Origin of the sequence: Pseudomonas tremae (assembly GCF_023278125.1) — a bacterium.
Taxonomy (GTDB): Bacteria; Pseudomonadota; Gammaproteobacteria; order Pseudomonadales; family Pseudomonadaceae; genus Aquipseudomonas; species Aquipseudomonas tremae.
On the sequence record NZ_CP066270.1, the window covers coordinates 3,109,843 to 3,125,606 of the forward strand.

16 protein-coding genes are annotated in these 15,764 nt (G+C 57.4%); 8 read left to right on the forward strand and 8 right to left on the reverse strand.

The annotated features are described in order from the left end of the window. Positions 1 to 9 precede the first annotated feature (9 nt). Together I9H09_RS14110 and moaA are read left to right on the forward strand one after the other, a co-directional pair. Complete coding sequence (locus I9H09_RS14110) at positions 10 to 1,359, forward strand: cation:proton antiporter (RefSeq protein ID WP_122313196.1); 1,350 nt, start codon at positions 10 to 12, stop codon at positions 1,357 to 1,359. Between the two features lie 261 nt (positions 1,360 to 1,620). Further along, a complete protein-coding gene (gene moaA / locus I9H09_RS14115) occupies positions 1,621 to 2,619 on the forward strand; it encodes a GTP 3',8-cyclase MoaA (RefSeq protein ID WP_122346288.1) in 999 nt (332 codons plus the stop codon). A 41-nt stretch (positions 2,620 to 2,660) separates the two neighbouring features. Here the strand turns inward: moaA and I9H09_RS14120 are convergent, their stop codons facing one another. From I9H09_RS14120 to I9H09_RS14135, 4 genes are all read right to left on the reverse strand, one after another. Continuing rightward, complete coding sequence (locus tag I9H09_RS14120) at positions 2,661 to 3,194, reverse strand: DUF3833 domain-containing protein (protein ID WP_122313195.1); 534 nt, start codon at positions 3,192 to 3,194, stop codon at positions 2,661 to 2,663. Between the two features lie 17 nt (positions 3,195 to 3,211). After that, the gene (locus I9H09_RS14125; protein ID WP_122346289.1) at positions 3,212 to 3,730 is read right to left on the reverse strand and encodes a chalcone isomerase family protein; all 519 of its coding nucleotides are present in this window, start codon (positions 3,728 to 3,730) and stop codon (positions 3,212 to 3,214) included. Between the two features lie 214 nt (positions 3,731 to 3,944). Next, positions 3,945 to 4,262, reverse strand: coding sequence for a hypothetical protein (locus tag I9H09_RS14130; RefSeq protein ID WP_005893245.1), 318 nt, complete (start codon positions 4,260 to 4,262; stop codon positions 3,945 to 3,947). A gap of 569 nt (positions 4,263 to 4,831) precedes the next feature. Next, complete coding sequence (locus I9H09_RS14135) at positions 4,832 to 6,748, reverse strand: methyl-accepting chemotaxis protein (RefSeq protein WP_024689892.1); 1,917 nt, start codon at positions 6,746 to 6,748, stop codon at positions 4,832 to 4,834. A 296-nt stretch (positions 6,749 to 7,044) separates the two neighbouring features. Between I9H09_RS14135 and I9H09_RS14140 the strand changes: the two genes are divergently transcribed. Next, positions 7,045 to 7,467, forward strand: coding sequence for a GFA family protein (locus I9H09_RS14140; protein WP_053481386.1), 423 nt, complete (start codon positions 7,045 to 7,047; stop codon positions 7,465 to 7,467). On the opposite strand, the gene poxB is transcribed toward I9H09_RS14140, so the two are convergent. The 3 genes from poxB to I9H09_RS14155 all read right to left on the reverse strand — a co-directional run bounded on the left by poxB (position 7,464) and on the right by I9H09_RS14155 (position 11,786). Continuing rightward, on the reverse strand, positions 7,464 to 9,182 hold the full coding sequence (gene poxB / locus I9H09_RS14145; RefSeq protein WP_054990994.1) for a ubiquinone-dependent pyruvate dehydrogenase: 1,719 nt from the start codon (positions 9,180 to 9,182) through the stop codon (positions 7,464 to 7,466). The two genes, I9H09_RS14140 and poxB, sit on opposite strands and share 4 nt — an antisense overlap. A 147-nt stretch (positions 9,183 to 9,329) precedes the next feature. Then, positions 9,330 to 11,219, reverse strand: coding sequence for a penicillin-binding protein 2 (gene mrdA, locus I9H09_RS14150; RefSeq protein WP_005893253.1), 1,890 nt, complete (start codon positions 11,217 to 11,219; stop codon positions 9,330 to 9,332). Positions 11,220 to 11,357: 138 nt separating this feature from the next. Continuing rightward, positions 11,358 to 11,786, reverse strand: a complete 429-nt coding sequence (locus I9H09_RS14155) for a winged helix-turn-helix transcriptional regulator (RefSeq protein ID WP_005893254.1) — start codon at positions 11,784 to 11,786, stop codon at positions 11,358 to 11,360. 87 nt (positions 11,787 to 11,873) lie between these two features. Here I9H09_RS14155 and I9H09_RS14160 point away from each other — a divergent pair, with 87 nt between their 5' ends. The 3 genes from I9H09_RS14160 (at position 11,874) to I9H09_RS14170 (ending at position 14,200) form a co-directional block, all read left to right on the forward strand. Next, positions 11,874 to 12,731, forward strand: a complete 858-nt coding sequence (locus I9H09_RS14160) for an SDR family oxidoreductase (protein WP_005893255.1) — start codon at positions 11,874 to 11,876, stop codon at positions 12,729 to 12,731. 96 nt (positions 12,732 to 12,827) lie between these two features. Beyond that, positions 12,828 to 13,136: an RcnB family protein gene (locus I9H09_RS14165; protein ID WP_005893256.1), complete on the forward strand. Its 309-nt coding sequence runs from the start codon at positions 12,828 to 12,830 to the stop codon at positions 13,134 to 13,136. Positions 13,137 to 13,366: 230 nt separating this feature from the next. Next, positions 13,367 to 14,200, forward strand: coding sequence for an AraC family transcriptional regulator (locus I9H09_RS14170; protein ID WP_024689891.1), 834 nt, complete (start codon positions 13,367 to 13,369; stop codon positions 14,198 to 14,200). A gap of 9 nt (positions 14,201 to 14,209) precedes the next feature. Here I9H09_RS14170 and I9H09_RS14175 read toward each other — a convergent pair whose 3' ends face one another. After that, entirely contained in the window at positions 14,210 to 14,794 is a 585-nt protein-coding gene (locus I9H09_RS14175) for a LysE family translocator (RefSeq protein WP_024669112.1), read from the reverse strand. Positions 14,795 to 15,004: 210 nt separating this feature from the next. On the opposite strand from I9H09_RS14175, the gene I9H09_RS14180 reads away from it, so the two are divergent. Both I9H09_RS14180 and I9H09_RS14185 read left to right on the forward strand, forming a co-directional pair. Then, positions 15,005 to 15,493, forward strand: a complete 489-nt coding sequence (locus I9H09_RS14180; protein WP_024689890.1) for a DUF3828 domain-containing protein — start codon at positions 15,005 to 15,007, stop codon at positions 15,491 to 15,493. Between the two features lie 63 nt (positions 15,494 to 15,556). Further along, on the forward strand, positions 15,557 to 15,760 hold the full coding sequence (locus I9H09_RS14185) for a hypothetical protein (RefSeq protein WP_005893261.1): 204 nt from the start codon (positions 15,557 to 15,559) through the stop codon (positions 15,758 to 15,760). Positions 15,761 to 15,764: the final 4 nt, after the last annotated feature.

Consider the following 15,764-nt stretch of genomic DNA (forward strand, 5'->3'; position numbering starts at 1 on the left):
TCTTTCTCTATGAGTTTTCTGGTCTGCATGGGCGTGCTCGGCGTTTTATTGATGCTGTTGGCACTGACCTCTTCCTTTTTGCGCTGGATGCCGGTGACAACGTCGGCAGTCTGTCTGGCGTTCGGTTTCAGCATCGGCCCGATGGGCCTCGATATTGTCGATCTCGACTTCAAGGCGTCGCATGAATGGCTTGAGCGCCTGACTGAAGTGGCCGTGCTGTTTTCACTATTCGGTACCGGTATCAAGCTGCGCTTGCCGTTAAAGGGCAAAGCCTGGCACTCGGCTTATTGGCTGGCCGGGCCGGTGATGCTGGCGACGATCGCCGGGGTAAGTGTTGCCGCTCATTACATATTCGGTATCGACTGGACCATATCCTTATTGCTCGGCGCCATGCTTTCACCCACCGACCCGGTACTGGCGGGGATGGTGCAGGTCAACAGTGCGCAAGATCAGGATCGCCTGCGTTTCGGCTTGTCGGGCGAGGCAGGGCTAAACGACGGTACCGCGTTCCCATTCGTTATTTTTGCGCTGCTCTATCTGACTTCCGGCGGAGGGATGGCCAACTGGGTACAGGACTGGCTGATCAAGGACCTGATCTGGGCAGTACCCGCTGGCCTTCTGATCGGTTATGGCATGGGACGAGGGGTTGGCCACCTGATGATTTTCTTGCGCATCAAGAATGCCGACAGCACCACCTCCCCCAACGACTTCCTGGCCCTGGCGCTTATTGCGCTGGCTTATGTAGTTGCCCAAAGCGTAGGAGCCTTTGGTTTTCTCTCGGTATTCGCCGCAGGCTTTGGCTTGCGTCAGGCCGAAGTGCGCGTCACCCGCTCGGAACTGCCCTCAGAGCACGTGGCACAGCCGGTGCTCGGGCACATGACAGCATCACTGGAAAAAGGCACCGTGGCCGAATCCGATGACCTGAGCGATTCACAATTGGCCGCCGGCGTGATGATGGGCGATATGCTGGCGTTCGGCAGTCTGGTGGAGCGCGCAATGGAGGTACTGCTGATCACCTTGCTGGGCGCTGCGCTGGCCACTTATTGGGACTGGCGCGCCATTGGCCTGGGGCTGGCGTTGTTCTGCGTCATCCGCCCGGTCAGTGTCTGGCTGCTGATCAGTCGACGTTTGCTAAACCGGAAACAGAAGGCACTGGTCGGCTGGTTCGGCATTCGCGGCATCGGCAGTCTTTACTACCTGTGCTTTGCCCTTTCCCATGGCTTGGCGGACGATGTCGGGGATGTTGTGATCGGCATGACGCTGTCAGTGGTGGCCTTGAGTATCTTGCTGCATGGCATCAGCATCCAGCCGTTGCTGGAGCGTTACGAGCGTAGCGCTTCGGCCAATCCTGACACATGAGGCAACCCTGGCAGCGGTAATAGAGCAGGTCGATGGGCGTATCGGAACAAGCAATTGGACTGCGGCATTTCGTCTCGGTTAGCGTGACACATATCCAGCCTGTGCAACCCTGTCCTCACTAGCTACTATGAAGACTGATCGAGGCACTCTGCCAGCCTGTACCCCAGCGCCACACAGCACTCAGTCTGCAAAAGACCTGAACCCCTGTAAGTCGCTGGCCTCCAAACGGAATACAGTTCTATCAAACAGTTAGAAGGTGAAATGTCAGAACCGGTTTTGATGGACCGCTTTGCACGCAAAGTCGATTATCTGCGCATGTCGGTCACCGACCGGTGCGATTTCCGCTGCGTGTACTGCATGGCCGAAGAGATGACGTTTCTGCCGCGACAACAGATTCTGTCACTGGAAGAAATACTTCAGGTAGCTGAGCGCTTCGTCGCACTGGGCACCCGAAAAATCCGTCTTACCGGTGGTGAGCCTTTGGTCCGCGCAGGCGTGGTTGGGCTTTGTGAGCGTATTGCCGCCCTGCCCGGCCTTCGCGAACTGTGCATGACCACCAACGGCTCGCAGCTGGATAAACTCGCCGAGCCACTGTTCAAGGCTGGCGTCACGCGCTTGAACATCAGCCTGGACAGCCTGGACCCGCAACGTTTTCGCGAACTGACCCGTACCGGGGATCTGCAAAAGGTCATTGCCGGGATCGACGCTGCCAACGCCGCCGGTTTTGTACACACCAAGCTCAACTGCGTGGTAATGCACGGGCGCAACGACGACGAGATCAATGATCTGGTGGCGTTCGCCATTGATCGCAACCTCGATATCTCGTTCATTGAAGAAATGCCCCTGGGTGTCATCAGCGAGCACAGTCGCGCCGAATCCTTTTACTCCAGTGATCAGGTCCGCGAGCGCATTGCCGAGCGTTATACGCTGGTGCCCTCCACCGATTCGACTCAGGGGCCTTCGCGCTACTGGCGCTTGGCCGAAGCGCCAAACATTCGTATTGGTTTCATTTCTCCGCACAGCCACAACTTCTGCGGCACCTGCAATCGTGTGCGGCTTACCGTAGAGGGCCGCTTGCTGCTGTGCCTGGGCAATGAACACTCGGCGGACTTGAAGTCAGTGCTGCGCGCCAACCCCGGTCAGCCGCAAAAACTTGAGAAGGCCATCATCGACGCCATGCAGTTGAAGCCCTGGAGCCACAACTTCACTCACGACGATGGCGTCCAGGTAGTGCGCTTCATGAACATGACTGGCGGTTGATCGCAGTTCAGGTCACACAACGCCTTGCGGCAAGGCGTTGCTTACTTCTCGGGCTTGCGAAAGAACAACGTGATCTGCCCGACCTCGACGCCCAGCTTGGTCATCGACGATCGGTTAGCCAGCGTCCGCTCATCGATCAGGTACATCCAGTCATCCAGACTGACGTCATATTCAGTGCCGTCCACCGGCAGTCTGAGCACGTAATTCCAGTGAAAGCTGTTGCCTGCCACTTCGCCGGACGCCTCCCCGACCACGTCGCCTGCGGTGCCCTTCCAGCGGCCCGGACCGTCGGGACGCAAGCGCCATTCCCGTACTTGTTTGGTGCCGTCGCTGTAACTGAACGCTTCGTGCATGACCAGCACTTCTCCATCGCTGTGGCCATTGATCACGACGGTAAAGCGCTTGGCGACTTCACCTGAGCGTTTCTGAAACATCCCCCAGGCTTCGACACGCCCAGTGAAGTACTCGCGCAAATCAAGTTTGGGCGCTTCCTGGCTGTAGTGACTGACTGGCACACCGCCGCAACCGCCCAGCCCAAGACCGAGGCAAACCATCAACATCCATTTTCTGAGCATGAGCCCTCCAGAATCGATCATGAACCTTTGCTGCCCAGTAGCTGTTCCCGAAGCTCGGGGTTACGGGTTTTCGGGTCAAGCCAGATGGAAAAGAACGCCTTGGCAAACTGGCCGTCCGGCACGACATGCTGGAGCTTGTCGCCGACATAGAAACGCGCCTCGCGCCCAGGCAGATAGACGCCTGTAATCTTCATGCCCGGCTGAACGTCGACAAATGATTGATTCATTTGCTCGCGCCACTCGCTCAGTTGCCCGGCAGTCACCGTCGGCCCGGAAATGCGCTTGATTTCATCGATGCTGGCATCAACCAGATCTTCGCGATCAATGGCGCGATGGTAGGTGAGCTCAAGGGCCAGTGGAGCATCTGCCACAAAAGGTTTGGAGGGGCTCAAAAGCCTGGCGGTATAGATACGAAAGCCGAACAGACTGAGGTCACCGCCGCCTACCACTTGAGCATTGGGCAATGCCTCATGCCAGTCCGCCGAAGCGTTTGCGCTGAGCAGGATAACCAGCCATAACCACTGTGGTGCACGCATCGGCAACCTCTGTATAGGCACTGCCATAACTTCGATGGCAGGCTGGGAATGAGACAAGTCAGATGCACTGACTCATTGCCGGAATCTATACCAGCAAAATCACTTTGTACAACCGATAAGGCAATTGTTCTTCTCGGTACTTAAAACCAAAAAGCCTGCTCCCGATCAGGATCGGGAACAGGCTTCAGGGCTCAAGACTTAAAGCATCTTTAAATCACGCCACCTGAGAATGAGCGTGCCGCCGGGTCTTCAGCCATTCACTTTTCAGTGCCTGCAATGTGTTTTCCATAAAAGTGCGGTCAGCTGCGGCTTTCTTGCCGACATAACCCTGACCGCGGCGGAACATCTTCAGTGCCGTGCGCATGTGCGGGTGCGCATCGCGAAACTCGCTTTCCTGCGTGAACGGCGACATAGGGTCGACATGCACTTCACCTGAATCGGCGATCCAGACGATGTGGTTGTCCAGCGTATCTTTGCGCGCGGCAAACAGACGAGCCAGCTCATCGATAGTCGGTTGATTGTTGATATTCATGGTGACGCTCCTTCGCTCGCAGACTGTTCGATAGTTGATGCATCAAGTTCATGCGCCGGACGTTCATCGACGAAACTCGTCGAACACGGTTCCAGCCCTAAAGGACATGCAGGTAGCCCTGATGAAAAGCCGCTACACAACAGCATCAGCGCAGAGAAAAGAAGTCACGAAACCCAAAGATCCGGCCCAGGATCATCAATCGATCCGTTACAAGCATCATGAGGACATTTCGCCAGCTTCTCGCCCTTATCGACGACAATGCCAGTTCAGCTCCATCAATCTGCCTTGTGGGCAGCCTACATCCAGGAACATCTCGACGGTTTGCCGAGCCCGTTCAGTACCTATTTGCAGCGCTCCCGATCAGGGAGACAGCTGCATGATGCAAGGGCAAAGGAGATGCGTCAACGATTATGTAGTTATTATTTTAAAGCACTACATAACTGTATGAGGGATCTGCAGTTACACAGAATCCTGACTGAGTGGTCACAGACCGATACAGAATTCGAATAACAAAAAGGCCTGAAAGCTTTCGCTTCCAAGCCTTTGTACAGATGCATGACGCCTGGTGATCAGCTCACCTTGAAGCGCCCCACCAACCCTTGTTGCTGCTCGGCCAATCGAGCCAGTTCGCGGCTGGTGACGGCTGTCTGCTCGGCACCGGCGCTGACCTGGATGACCAGCGCGTTGATGTCGTGGACATTGCGATGGATTTCTTCGGCAACCAGGCTTTGCTCCTCGGCGGCCGAGGCCACCTGGATATTGCGGTCGCTGATGCTGGCGATGCCTTCGGCAATTTCTTCCAGCAGCTCGCCGGCGCGCACCACGTTGCTGGCGCCCTCCTGCGCTTTGCCCAGAGTCTCCTGCATTGAAGCGGCGGCACGTTCGGAACCCGATTGCAGGTTGGCGATCATCTGCTGGATGCTGACGGTAGAGTCCTGGGTCTTCTTGGCCAGGTTGCGCACTTCGTCCGCAACTACCGCAAAGCCGCGACCTTGCTCGCCTGCACGTGCAGCCTCAATGGCCGCGTTGAGCGCCAGCAGGTTGGTCTGGTCGGCGACGCCACGGATCACATCGAGGACCGAGGAAATAGAGTTGCTCTCGCCCTTGAGCTCGCCAATGATCTGCGAAGTTTGCTGCGCCTGAAGCGACAGTCCTTGAATCAGGCTGATGGTGTTTTCGATTTCGGCCTTGCCCTGCATCGTGCTGGCATTGACCCGTTGCGACATTTCCGACGCATCGGTGGTGCTGCGTGCAACGTCCTTGACCGTCGAGCTCATCTGGCTGATGGCAGTGGCCACCTGATCAGTGCCCTGACGTTGCTGTGCCACGTTCTGGCTGGTCTGCAGCGCGACGGCCGAAGACTGTTCGGCCGCCGTGGCAACCTGCGCTGTGGCGCTGCCGATCTCGCGAATGACGTCGCTGATCTGTTGCGCCATGTTGTCCAGGTTGCGTGAGATCTCGCCAAACTCGTCTTTGCCGGTATAACGCGTTCTTGCGGTCAGGTCGCGGGTGGAGAGCGCAACCAGCGTGCGGTTCACGTCCACCACTGCAATCTTGATGTTGCGGATGATCACCGACGCCAGCCAGAGCACGACTATCAGCATCATGACCACCGTCCCGATGGCCACATACAGGCTGCGCTCCGCCTCGTTGCGCGCATCAGAGGCCAGGCTTACGACGGTCTGTCCCAACTCGGTTTCCACCTGAGCCATCATGTCGATACGCGACGTTGCAAGGTTGAACCAGTCTTCCGGTTTTACATTGAGTGGGTCGCCCAATGGCGTATCAAAACCCAGACGCTGCAGACGCGCGACTTCCAGCGAAGCAGGTTGCTGCAAAACAGCGTTCAATTTGGTTTTGAACACTTCAGGGGACCAACGCTGAAAGGCTTCGTAATAACCGGAGAACTCGCCCAGGTTGCGACTGAAGCGTGATAACAGTGCCGCGTCGAAACGGTTCTGGTTGAACGCCAGGCCCAGCAATACACGTTCACGACCTGCGCGCTCTTTCATGTCAACGAATTGGTTGAGGGAGCTCAGGGCACGCAGTATTTGCGGGTCTTCAATCGTGGCTTCGAGAGAGTAAGTAAAGCCGATCAAGACTTTGATGATGTCGGTGAAGCGCGCACCGGACTCGGTATTGTTGATCGCCAGCGCATCGACTTTCAGGCGCAGTGCGATGACGTCATCCAGCGCACGCGACACGTTCTCCGTTCCGGAAAGGCCTTCAGTCGATTGCGCGCGCATTTCGACCATGGCCTTGTCGGTTTCCTGACGAAGGCTTCGCAGCTTGTCCTGCATGGTTTTGCCGCCGCTGCCCAGGAATACGCCACTGGCGCCGCGTTCGCGCTGCAATGTGGTAACCACATCACTCAGCGTACGGGCAACGCTGGTCGCAGTAACCGCGCGACTGTTGTCACCCAGCGTCTCGCTTTTGTCAGCGACGTAGAGACCTGCAAAGGCCAGAAAACCCAGCAGTGGGAAGATTAGAATAAGCAGCAGTTTCATACTCAAAGGAGCATTTCTAAGCATTACAGACCTCGTGACTCGCAAACTTTCTATAAAAATCACTGTGGCCCAACGCTTTATAAGCACTGACGTTTTTATAACCAGAGATGATTCGATAATTAGCCTGCCGTAGCCTGTCCTGCCTCCATCCATTTGTTTCGGCCGTGTTGTAGCAAGCTTTACCTGCCGGTCTGCTTTAATTTGAAAGCACGCCATTGCGAGAACATGAAATGAGTAACGACTGCGCGATTTAATATCAAACAAGAGGAAAAGACATGATCAAGAAAGTCGGCCCTACCGACATCAAACCTGTCCACCGCGCCTCGTGCCATTGCGGCGCGATCATGCTGGAGCTCGATTTACCGGACGGCGTTGTTGACCCGCGACGTTGTGATTGCTCGCTGTGCAGGCGCAGAGGTGCTGTGGTGGCCACTGTGGCGAAAGACGGCGTTCGGGTGATTCATGGGCAGAGTGTGTTGAAGCTGTATCAATTCAACACACGCACCGCCGAGCATTATTTTTGCGGAAGATGCGGGATCTACACCCACCATCAGCGACGTTCCAACCCCAATGAATACGGTTACAACGTCGCCTGCCTGGAAGGTGTGAACCCTTTCGATCTGGGCCAGGTGAAAACCAGCGACGGGGTCAATCATCCATCTGACCGCTCAGCCGATGTAGCACCCGAGTGCGATTAGCGCAGGTTGGTCTTGGCCAGCTCCAGCACTTCGCTGCCTCGTCCGCTCATGATCGCGCGCATCATATACAGACTGAAGCCCTTGGCCTGCGCCAGTTTGATTTTCGGCGGGATGCCCAACTCCTGTTTGGCGGTGACGACGTCGATCAGCACCGGGCCGGGGTGATCAAAGGCCTTGCGCAACGCTGCGGGCAGTTCTTCGGCATTTTCTACTCGCAGGCCAAGAATGCCAGCGCCCAGGGCGATACCGGCAAAGTTGGTTTCGTGCAGGTCAGTGCCATGCGGCACGTAACCGCCGGCCTTCATTTCCATGTCGACGAAGCCCAGTGAACTGTTGTTGAACACCACCAGTTTGATCGGCAGGTTCAACTGCCGAATGCTCAGCAGATCACCCAGCAACATCGACAAACCACCGTCACCACACAGGGCGACGACCTGCCGGTCCGGATGTTCGGCCTTGGCACCCAGTGCCTGAGGCAGCGCATTGGCCATCGAGCCGTGGTTGAACGAGCCGAGCAGGCTGCGTTTGCCGTTCATGTGCAGGTAGCGCGCAGCCCACAGCGTCGGCGTCCCCACGTCTACGGTGAAGATGGCGTCGGCATCGGCATGCTCGTCGACGAGTCGGGTAAGGTACTGCGGGTGAATCGGTGTGCCATCCGGTGTCGGCGTGGCGAGTTCGTCAAGCTCTTCACGCGCCTTGGCGTAATGCTTCAGAGCCTTGTCCAGGAAGCGTCGGTCAGCGTGGGGAGTAAGCTTGGGCAGCAACGCGTCCAGAGTTTCGCGAACACCACCGACCAGCCCCAGGGTCACTGGGGTGCGGCGGCCCAACTGGGTCGGGTCAAGGTCGATCTGAATGATGTCGGCCTTGTCCGGATAGAAGTTGCGATAAGGCAAGCTGCTGCCGAGAATCACCAGCGTGTCGCAGGACAGCATGGCGTGATAGCCGGAGCTGAATCCGATCAGGCCGGTCATGCCGACATCGAACGGGTTGTCGTACTCGACGTGCTGCTTGCCGCGCAGGGCATGGACGATCGGTGCGCCCAGCTTTTCGGCCAGGGCGAGGACCTGCTCGTGAGCACCTTCACAACCAGCTCCGCACAGCAAAGTCACAGCCTTGGAGGCGTTGAGCATTTCGGCCATAGACTGCAAGTCGTTGTCCGCCGGGACGACGGTCGGCGGCGTAGGGGCGACCCATTTCACCGCAACATCCGGAGCCTCGCTGAGCGCCACGTCGCCGGGCAACACGATGACTGCCACGCCCTTCTGGCTGATGGCCGCACGCATGGCACGTTCTAGCACACGCGGAAACTGCTCGGGGTTGCTGACCAGTTCGACGAAGTGGCTGCACTCCTTGAACAGCTCCTGCGGATGAGTTTCCTGAAAGTAGTCCAGGCCTATCTCAGGGGAAGGGATATGCGCGGCAATTGCCAGCACCGGGACCCGGTTGCGATGGCAGTCATACAGGCCATTGATCAAATGCAGGTTGCCAGGTCCGCAGCTGCCCGCGCAAACCGCCAGCTTACCGCTGGACGCTGCTTGAGCGCCTGCAGCGAAGGCAGCCACTTCTTCATGGCGGGTGTGCATCCAGCGAATCGAGTCGATGCGTTCCAGGCTATCGGTCAAGCCGTTGAGGCTGTCACCGGACACCCCCCATATGTGGGAAACGCCTGCCGCTGCGAGGGTTTGCGCAAAATGATCGGCAATGGTCTTGGACATAAGGGGTTCCTTGTCGAGGCAATAAAAGGGTCGAACACACAGGCGTAGCGCTCTGCCACGCCTGTTGTGGTCGACCCGACGGAATCTCGACAGTTCAGAAAACCTGAGCCCTGTTCAGGGCTCAGGCAGTCTACCTGGGCAGACGGCTCAGGCGTGCGGGTTGCCCGTCGCCTTGGTGGGCACTGCGTATTGCGGCTTGAGCTTGCCGTCGCTGTCGAGCAGCCAGGCGTCGAGAATTTCCCGCACCACCGGACCGGCCACCCGACCACCCGCCTCGCCGTTCTCGATGGTCACCGACACTACGATCTTCGGATGGTCAGCCGGGGCGAAACCGACGAACAAGGCGTTGTCGCGGTTACGCTCAAGGGTCTTGAGACGGTTGTAACGTTCACCCTGCTTGATCGCCACCACCTGCGCCGTACCGCTCTTGCCGGCAATCCGGTACTGCGCGCCCTTAGCGGCGTCACGGGCGATACCGCGCGGATCGTGCATCACCATTTGCATGCCGGTGTTGACCTGATTCCACTCATTGGGGTCATGCAGCACGATATTGGGCATGGGATGCTCATCGACCGGCGCGGCATTGCCGACTTCCATCGCCAGATGCGGACGATGCCAGACGCCCTTGCTGGCGATCAGCGAAGTGGCCTGGGCGAGTTGCAATGGCGTGACCTGCATGTAGCCCTGACCTATACCGAGGATTACCGTCTCGCCGGGGAACCAGGCCTGACGGCGCGTTGCACGCTTCCATTCGCGGGACGGCATCAGCCCGGCGGCCTCCTCGAACATGTCCAGCGAGACTTTCTGGCCAATGCCGAACATGGTCATGTAGTCATGCAGTCGGTCGATGCCCAGCTTGTGCGCCAAGGTATAGAAGTACGTGTCGTTGGACCGCATGATCGCGGTGTCCATGTCCACCCAGCCATCACCGCTGTGGTTCCAGTTGCGGTACTTGTGATCGAAGTCCGGCAGTTGGAAGTACCCAGGGTCGAAGACCTTGGTCGAGGCAGTGACCACACCGCTGTCGAGGCCGGCAATGGCAACTTCCGGCTTGACCGTCGAGCCAGGGGCATACAGACCGCGCAACACGCGGTTGAACAGCGGCCGATCGATGGAATCGCGCAATGCAGCGTATTGCTTGAAGCTGATGCCGGTCACGAACAGATTGGGGTCGAAGCTCGGCTTGCTGACCATCGCCAGCACCTCGCCTGTTTCCGGGTCCAGCGCCACTACCGAACCACGACGATCACCCAGCGCGTCCTCCGCAGCAGCCTGAAGATGCGCATCCAGCGTCAGGGTGATGTTCTTGCCGGGCACCGGGTCAGTGTGTTTCAGAACCCGCAGTACGCGCCCCTGGGCATTGGTCTCGACTTCTTCGTAACCCACATGACCGTGCAGCTCTGACTCGTAGAAGCGCTCTATCCCGGTTTTGCCGATGGATTGAGTGCCGCGATACTCGTTGTCGAGGTGCGCCGCTTCCTTTTCGTTGATGCGCCCAACGTAACCGATAGAGTGAGCAAAATGTGCGCCCAGCGGGTAGTGACGAACGAACTGAGCCGCGACATCAACGCCCGGCAACAGGTACTGATTGACTGCCAATGTGGCGATCTGCTCTTCGGTCAGTTCGTACAGGAGGGTCGCAGGCTCGAATGGATGACGTACCTGTTTCAGCTCTTTGTCGAACAGAATACGGTCTTCATCCGGCAGTTCCAGCAGGGTCATCAGTTCGTCGATAACCTTGTGCCAGTCACCTGCTCGCTCACGAGTCAGGGTCAGATTGAAACTGGGCCGATTGTCGGCCAGCACTTCGCCATTACGGTCAAAGATCAAACCGCGCTCAGGCGGAATCGGCAGTACATGGACGCGGTTGTTTTCGGAGATCGTTGAGTGATACTCGAACTCGGTGACCTGCAGGAAGTACATTCTCGCCACCAGGCAGGTGGCCAGCAGCCCGACCAGCACGGCACAGGCAATCAGTCGCTGGTTGACCAGCCGCGTCTCTTTCTCGTGGTCTTTCAGGGGGATTGGATTGGGCATTTCTACAGCTTCTCGATGAAGGGCAAACGGCGCAACTGAACGTGTAAATGAATATTTCGGCGCGCACCATAGCAAGAAGCGACTGATGACAGGCAGTTGCGCTGACATTCGCCAGATGAAAAATCTGTCAGAAATGCCTCAAGCAGGCAATGCACGGGCCTCGGCTGACGCTTCGCGCGCCTGCATGATGCGCGGCAGACTTGTCTCGATCCAGGTGACCAGTGTCTCGACCTGCAAAGCAACCTCTTCGCCCATCGGGGTCAACCGATACTCGACATGCGGCGGAACGACAGGCAGCGATTTGCGGCTGACGAAACCGTCCTGCTCCAGATGCTGAAGTGTCTGGGCGAGCATTTTTTCGCTGACCCCGCCGATCTTGCGTCGCATTTCGCTGAAACGGTGCACGCCGCCACGCAACACCACCAGCACCAGCACGCCCCATCGACTGCAAATGTGATTGAGCACGACCCTTGAGGGGCACTCAGTGGCCAAGACGTGTCCCTGGCGAACAAAGGCCAGCATGGACTCGACGGTATCAGATGGCACCTGCGGGGCAGACTCACTCATGACACTTACCTTTTTGTGCGTACTTACGAAAGGTAAGCATGATGACTATGCTGACGCTTCCTTTCAACCGATTCGAGGAATCATTCCATGATCGTTGTCACCGGTGCCACTGGCCAGCTAGGCCGCCTCGTCATTGAGCAACTGCTCGTCCGCATTCCTGCCGGACAGATCATCGCAGCCGTACGCAGCCCCGATAAAGCCGCTGACCTGTCGGCACTGGGGGTCCAGGTTCGTCACGCCGACTATTCGCAACCCGCGACCCTGGACAGCGCATTTGCGGGAGCTGAAAAGGTGCTGTTGATTTCTTCCAGCGAAATAGGCCAGCGCCTTTCCCAGCATAAGGCAGTTATTGATGCAGCCAAGCGCGCCGGGGCCAAATTGCTCGCCTACACCAGCGTATTGCACGCTGATGCCTCGTCACTGGGCCTGGCCAAAGAACATCGCGAGACCGAGGACTACCTGCGCGCCAGCGGGTTGTCATTCGCCTTGCTGCGCAATGGCTGGTACACCGAGAATTACACGGCAGGCATACCGGGGGCACTGGCACATGGTGCGATGATGGGTTGCGCCGACGAAGGCCGAATCAGCTCGGCATCGCGCCTTGATTACGCTGAGGCTGCAGCGGTTGTATTGACCTCGGAAGAAGATCAGTCAGGTCGCGTTTACGAGCTGGCGGGCGACGAGTCTTACACCCTTGCCGAATTTGCCACCGAGCTGTCGAAACAGTCGGGCAAACCAGTGCCTTACGCCAATCTGACGCAAACCGGGTTCGAAGCCGCTTTGATTCAAGCCGGCCTGCCTGATTTCGTCGCAAATCTGTTAGCCGATTCCGACGCGGCAGCCGCCAAAGGCGCCTTGTTTGACGACAGCCGCCAGCTGAGCAGACTGATCGGTCGCCCTGCCACCCCACTGGTAAAAACCATTGAGGAAGCACTGCGAGGCTGAGCACTGTAAAACCGATCGAATGATTCCAAATCGTGAAGGTCCCAGTTATGACCAATGGCATAAAGCCGACTGAGACCTAAGACTGGGAGTCTTCACATGAATACCAAATCGCTGATCGCCTGCATGACCCTGCTCGGCTGTTTCTCCGCCGTCACCCTGCCGGTTCATGCTGCCGAGACGCCTGATCCGAAAATCACCGAGTCCAAGGACAACGTTCACGAGCTTGAACTCGGTTCCCGCATACCCGAGAAATATCGCCGCAGCGACCTCGAAGTCAAAGACTGGAAAAGCAAAGGCCTGGAAGAGCCCGCCAAGGAAAGCGAATGGGTAAAGGTCAATGACAAGTATGTGCGTTTTCAGAAAGTGAATGGCCAGATCATGGATATCGTGCCGATCAAGAAGTAATCTCATGTGCCTCGCGCTGGCATGCCTGAGTGACACATAGAGTCACGAAATACATGTCAACGCGGCGCGTCGAAAAGAGTCAGTCAGACATATGCAACATGATCGGTGCAGCCCCACAAGCCTAGGCCCGGTGCCTCTTGCTCCTCACGCTTATAAAGTGGGGATACATTTGGTGGCGCTCTGACTCATCAGTTCAGCTACCCTGGTCGCTCTGCTGAAGGGATATCTGCATGAACAGCACACACCCCAACCACTCGACCGTGAATCCTTTCTTCTGGCGCGATGAGCATCTGCCTTTCATCGAGGCACGCTCGGTAGAGGACGGCAGAAAGGTCTGTTATGCCCCGCATTCGCATGAATTTTTTTCCATTGGCGCGATCATTGCCGGGCAAAGTACCTATCTGCACGAAAAGACATCGCGGCGCGTCATGGCAGGCACCGTGGTGCTGATGAACCCTGGCGATGTACATGCCTGCAATCCGATCAATGACCAGCCGTGGTCGTACCTGATGCTTTACGTCGACAGCTACTGGCTGAGCGATATTCAGCAAGACGCGAGGCTGGATGCAGCAGCCGGATTTCAGCCGCTGCCCTACACGCATAGCTGCAATCCGGTCCTGTTCAGCGCATTGACGGCGCTTTACGAGACACTGGTCGACGTGAGTCTCGATACGTTGCAAAAGCATTGCTCAGCCGTATCGTTTTTCACCCTCATGCTGGGCACATTGGGCGCTGCGCAACTGCACCCACCTCAACCCTCCGCTCGAGTCACGCGGGCCGCCGACTACATCAACGAGAACTTCACTCGTTCCATCAAACTTGCCGACATCTGCGCAGCCTCCACCCTGTCGGCGTCGTACCTGATTCGCTCGTTCGAACAGCACTATCACCTTACGCCGCATGCCTACCTGCTCAACCGACGCATTCAGCACGCCTGCACCGAACTTAAACAAGGCAAGATGATCGCCGATGTCGCACTCGAAAGCGGTTTTTCCGATCAGGCGCACTTTCAGCGCGAATTCAAAAAACATCTGGCCGCAACGCCAGGCCAGTACCGGTTGTGATGAATACGATCAGATAACCAGGTAAAACGCGCAGCCAATCAGCAACAGTCCCATGAACCGGTTGAACGCGCGCACCCTCGCCGCGTTGCGCAAGTAATGGCTCAGGAAGCTCCCGGCAAAGGCCCAGCAGCCGAGTGACACGTAGCAGACCACGCAATAGATGGCTGCAAATTGCCAGACCAATACAGCCTCGCCATTGGCGACAAAAACGCCCATACCTGCTATCGACGCCAGCCAGGCTTTGGGGTTTAGCCACTGCATGACCGCGCCTTGTATCATCGATGGGCCAGTGCCCTGCTGGCCTAAACTCAGTAGCCCGTTATCGGTTACCAGCCGGAAGGCCATGTACAACAGAAAGGCCACTCCAGCCCCTTGAATGATCCGGGTCAGAAAGGGCCACTGCTGCAAAGTTTCGTGCAGGCCGAAACCGATAAGCAGCAACAACAGCGTGAAGCCCAGCGTTGCGCCTAACACATGGCGCATGCCCGGCCAGAAACCAAAACTTGCGCCGGCGCTTAGCGCCACGATGTTGACCGGCCCCGGCGTGATGGACGACGCCAAAGCAAACGCAGCCATAGAAATCAGCAAACTCATAGAGAACTCCTCGAACACGATCAGAAATGACCGAATCAAGGTAATGACGGCAACGCACAGCGTATTGAAGGAAATTACCCTTGACCCGGTTTCAGTCATCCGGCGCGCCAGATACAAAACTTAAAACCATTGCTTTTTTGTCCGCTTGGCTTACAAATGCAGAGGCGTGAGCCTGTACCATCACTGCCACCTTCTCTGCGAGCCTGCTCCATGTCCAGAACTGCTGCCATCGCCATTGCCTGCCTGCTGTCCTCCAACGTGCAGGCCGCCTGCCCCGCTGCCAGCCCGGTCGATACCGCGCGCTGGATCTATGAAAAGCATCAGGATTTTTACGTCAACGGCAAAGGGGGCGCGGATTACCTGTCCAAACCACTGTTGAGCCTTCTCAAGAAAGACTGGGCCTGTCAGAACGGCGATCAGTGCGCGGTCAGTGCCAACCCGTGGACAGATGCGCAAGATGGCGACGTGCAGAAACCAATCGACTGGAAGCTGGTGTCCAACTCCGACAAACAGGCGGTGGTCGAGATGACCTATAACCTGGGTTACAAAGACGCCCCACAACAGCCGGTTACCAGCCAGACGACACGCCTGTTACTGGCCAAAAATGCCAACAGTTGCTGGGTGCTGGATAACATGCAGGGCCCGCAAGGCGTTGCGCTGATGCAAACGCTTGAAGAATTCCCCTACGAGGGCGACTGATCGCCCTTGAAACACTTCAGTATTCTCGGTATTACAGCAACCTGAACCCGAAGAGCGAGCACCATGAATACCTTTGAGCAATCGATTATTGAGGCTGCGCAAGCTGCCACGCCCAATAACACCGATGCCGAGCGCGAAGCTGCAAGAATCGCCGCCACGCAGGCAGTAGCCGATATCATGTCCAGCCGCAGCGGGCTGGACCGCACGCTGGCGCTGGCCGAGCTGCTGGATTCCTATACGGAACAGGACGAGCAGGATGAGGATTAGCGGG

Excerpts from the sequence above, each read along its gene's own strand:
- I9H09_RS14110 (WP_122313196.1), top strand. The coding sequence starts at position 10 with ATGAGTTTTCTGGTCTGCATGGGCGTGCTCGGCGTTTTATTGATGCTG.
- moaA (WP_122346288.1), top strand. The coding sequence starts at position 1,621 with ATGTCAGAACCGGTTTTGATGGACCGCTTTGCACGCAAAGTCGATTAT.
- I9H09_RS14120 (WP_122313195.1), bottom strand. The coding sequence starts at position 3,194 with ATGCTCAGAAAATGGATGTTGATGGTTTGCCTCGGTCTTGGGCTGGGC.
- I9H09_RS14125 (WP_122346289.1), bottom strand. The coding sequence starts at position 3,730 with ATGCGTGCACCACAGTGGTTATGGCTGGTTATCCTGCTCAGCGCAAAC.
- I9H09_RS14130 (WP_005893245.1), bottom strand. The coding sequence starts at position 4,262 with ATGAATATCAACAATCAACCGACTATCGATGAGCTGGCTCGTCTGTTT.
- I9H09_RS14140 (WP_053481386.1), top strand. The coding sequence starts at position 7,045 with ATGATCAAGAAAGTCGGCCCTACCGACATCAAACCTGTCCACCGCGCC.
- poxB (WP_054990994.1), bottom strand. The coding sequence starts at position 9,182 with ATGTCCAAGACCATTGCCGATCATTTTGCGCAAACCCTCGCAGCGGCA.
- mrdA (WP_005893253.1), bottom strand. The coding sequence starts at position 11,219 with ATGCCCAATCCAATCCCCCTGAAAGACCACGAGAAAGAGACGCGGCTG.
- I9H09_RS14155 (WP_005893254.1), bottom strand. The coding sequence starts at position 11,786 with ATGAGTGAGTCTGCCCCGCAGGTGCCATCTGATACCGTCGAGTCCATG.
- I9H09_RS14160 (WP_005893255.1), top strand. The coding sequence starts at position 11,874 with ATGATCGTTGTCACCGGTGCCACTGGCCAGCTAGGCCGCCTCGTCATT.
- I9H09_RS14165 (WP_005893256.1), top strand. The coding sequence starts at position 12,828 with ATGAATACCAAATCGCTGATCGCCTGCATGACCCTGCTCGGCTGTTTC.
- I9H09_RS14170 (WP_024689891.1), top strand. The coding sequence starts at position 13,367 with ATGAACAGCACACACCCCAACCACTCGACCGTGAATCCTTTCTTCTGG.
- I9H09_RS14175 (WP_024669112.1), bottom strand. The coding sequence starts at position 14,794 with ATGAGTTTGCTGATTTCTATGGCTGCGTTTGCTTTGGCGTCGTCCATC.
- I9H09_RS14180 (WP_024689890.1), top strand. The coding sequence starts at position 15,005 with ATGTCCAGAACTGCTGCCATCGCCATTGCCTGCCTGCTGTCCTCCAAC.
- I9H09_RS14185 (WP_005893261.1), top strand. The coding sequence starts at position 15,557 with ATGAATACCTTTGAGCAATCGATTATTGAGGCTGCGCAAGCTGCCACG.